Origin of the sequence: Zavarzinia sp. (assembly GCF_049306435.1) — a bacterium.
In the GTDB taxonomy this organism is placed as follows: domain Bacteria; phylum Pseudomonadota; class Alphaproteobacteria; order Zavarziniales; family Zavarziniaceae; genus Zavarzinia.
Genome location: NZ_JBAQRT010000203.1, coordinates 1 through 2,406 on the forward strand (window position 1 = coordinate 1; position 2,406 = coordinate 2,406).

A 2,406-nucleotide genomic window follows, 5' to 3' on the forward strand; every position below is an offset into this window, starting at 1 on the left:
CCCCGCATCTGCCGGGTCGCCGCCGGCCGGCCTTCCCGGTTCAGCCGCTCGACGAGCGACGCGACGACACGCGCCACCATCTCCGGCGGCCGGGCACTGGCGCGCGGCCACAGCCGATCGATCAGCAGGGCCGCGAGCGCGGGCACCACCGGTTGCGCGGCGAGGATGATCAGGAACTCGTCAAGCACAGGCTGCGCCGCCCCTTCGCGGAGAGATAGACTGTGGCGATTAGCCGAATCGCCGGAAGCGCCGTCAAGTGCCACAGCAAATTCTCGCGCCATGCGCCATCTCCTGCCGCGGCTGATCGCCGGCGTCATCCTGCTGTGCGCTCTCGGCGGGGCCACGCTGTGGCTCGCCCATGTCCGGGGCTGGCTGGCGCCGGGGGACGATCCCTGGGGCCGGCTCGACCTCGGCGCGCCGCCGGGTCTGTTCACCGCGCGCCAGCTTCACGCCCTGATCGAGGATCCGGTCGCCTGTCTCGCGGTGCTGAAAGCCGCCCGCGTCGCGTTCACGCCGATGCCCGACCGGCCGATCATCGAAGGCTGCGGCTTCGCCGACGCCCTGCGCCTTCAGGGCGAGAAGGCACGTTTTCGCGAACCCGTGGTGCTGACCTGCGCCATGGCCGCGGGCCTCGTCCTGTTCGAGCGCCAGATCCTGCAGCCGGCGGCGGAAAAGCTGCTGGGCAGCCGTGTGACGCGGATCGAGGATTACGGCACCTATAATTGCCGCAACATCGGCCGCGAGGAGAGCCGGCGGCGCAGCGAGCACGCCAAGGCGAACGCGATCGATCTCGCCGGCTTCGTGCTGGCGGACGGCAGACATGTCACGCTGGCGGGCGACTGGGGCCGTCCGGGGGCGGAGGGCCGCTTCCTGATCCGCCTGCGCGATGGCGCCTGCGGATTGTTCAAGGTCGTGCTCGGCCCCGACTACAACGCCGATCACCGCGATCATTTCCACGTCGACATGGGGCCTTTCGATGCCTGCCGCTAACCGCTAGGCTGGCCGCCCCTTTACCGAGTTCCCGTCTTGCGCCCTGCCCCCTTCGCCGTCTCCGTTCTGGCCACGCTGCTTCTTGTCGCCGGCTGCGCCCGTCAGCCCCCCCGCGCCGCGGCGCCGGTCCCCGACCTGACGGCGCCGGCACGGGCCGCCTTCGGCGACCACATGGAGCTTTACCAGGGCAAGCCCGTCACCACCCTCGAGAAGGATTTCGGCCCGCCCAGCCGCCAGCGTCCCGCCTCGGACGGCGGCACCATCGCGATCTGGTCGCGCAAGGGCGAGGCCATGGTGGACGGCAAGGCGGTCGCGCAGGATTGCGAAGTCACCGCCTTCGTCGACCCCGCCGGCATCGTTTCGGGCATCTTCGGCGGCGGCAACATCATTTATTGCGCCAAGGTCTTCGTACCGCCCGCCGCCGTCCGCGATTCGGCCGGCGGGCTTTACAGCGGCCCGCAGATCGGCACGCTGCCCCCGCCAGGCTTCTGACGCGATCCTATTCGGCGGTCGGCGCGATCAGCGTCGGCGCGTCGATCGGCTGCCCGCCGATCCGGGTCGCGATGCGGGCCAGAACGAGGGCGCGCAGGGTCGGCTCGGTCAGGCCGCGGGCCGCTTCCAGTCCGGCGACCGCATTGCCCGCGGCGAGCTGCGCCAGGGCGAGATTGGCCGTGCCGATCTCGCGGTTCTCGGTGCTCTGCACTTCGGCGACGGCGCGTTGCACCGCCTCGACATTACCGCTGTCGGCGAAAATGCCCGCAAGTTCGAGCGCCACGTCCTCCCTCTCGGGCGATTCGGCCATACGGCCGAGGGCGTCGAAGGCACCGTTCACGTCGCCGTTGCGGGCCAGCCGCTCGGCCACGGCGCCGGTCGCCGACTGCCGGGCCTGCTGGCCGGCGATGGCTTCGGCGGCAGCGGCGGCGACCTGGACATTGGCGGCTTCGGCCGCGCCATTGACGACATATTGCAGGGCCGCGTCGCGGATCTGCCCATCCTGGATTTCGCCCGCGATGGCCTGCGCCTCGGCCAGGCGACCGCCGTCGACGAGGGCGGCGACGGCGCCGCGCAGGGCGATGTCACGGACGACAATATCGGGCAGGGCGCGGGCGAATTCGATGCCGAAGCCCGTCAGGTTGCCGGCGATGGCCGCCCCGGGGACATAGCCCTGAATCTCGCCCAGGGTCTCGGGCGTCAGGCCGCGCACTGCCTCGACCGCGCCGGCGAAGGCCTGACGGGCCCGGTCGCCGTCGCCGGCAAGACCGAGCGCCGTGCCGAGATCGAGCAGGACGAAGGCCTGTTCGCGGGCATCGGGCGCATCGCCCAGATGCTCCAGCGCCTGATCGGCGGCGGCGACGGCCCCCGCGGTTTCGCCCGCGCGGGCAAAGCCCAGGGCGGCATTGCGCAGCACCTGAAGCC

4 protein-coding genes are annotated in these 2,406 nt (G+C 71.6%); 2 read left to right on the forward strand and 2 right to left on the reverse strand.

Annotation, left to right across the window (positions count from 1 at the left end; all coding sequences use genetic code 11):
* Positions 1-281, reverse strand: a 281-nt coding sequence (locus WAZ62_RS11320; protein ID WP_422643631.1) for a hypothetical protein, incomplete at its 3' end; no start/stop codon positions are given.
* Between WAZ62_RS11320 and WAZ62_RS11325 the strand changes: the two genes are divergently transcribed.
* Complete coding sequence (locus tag WAZ62_RS11325; protein ID WP_422643632.1) at positions 280-990, forward strand: extensin family protein; 711 nt, start codon at positions 280-282, stop codon at positions 988-990. The two genes, WAZ62_RS11320 and WAZ62_RS11325, sit on opposite strands and share 2 nt — an antisense overlap.
* A gap of 36 nt (positions 991-1,026) precedes the next feature.
* The gene (locus tag WAZ62_RS11330) at positions 1,027-1,482 is read left to right on the forward strand and encodes a hypothetical protein (RefSeq protein ID WP_422643633.1); all 456 of its coding nucleotides are present in this window, start codon (positions 1,027-1,029) and stop codon (positions 1,480-1,482) included.
* A 7-nt stretch (positions 1,483-1,489) separates the two neighbouring features.
* Here WAZ62_RS11330 and WAZ62_RS11335 read toward each other — a convergent pair.
* Positions 1,490-2,406: hypothetical protein (locus WAZ62_RS11335; protein WP_422643634.1), on the reverse strand; the 917-nt coding region annotated here is incomplete at its 5' end.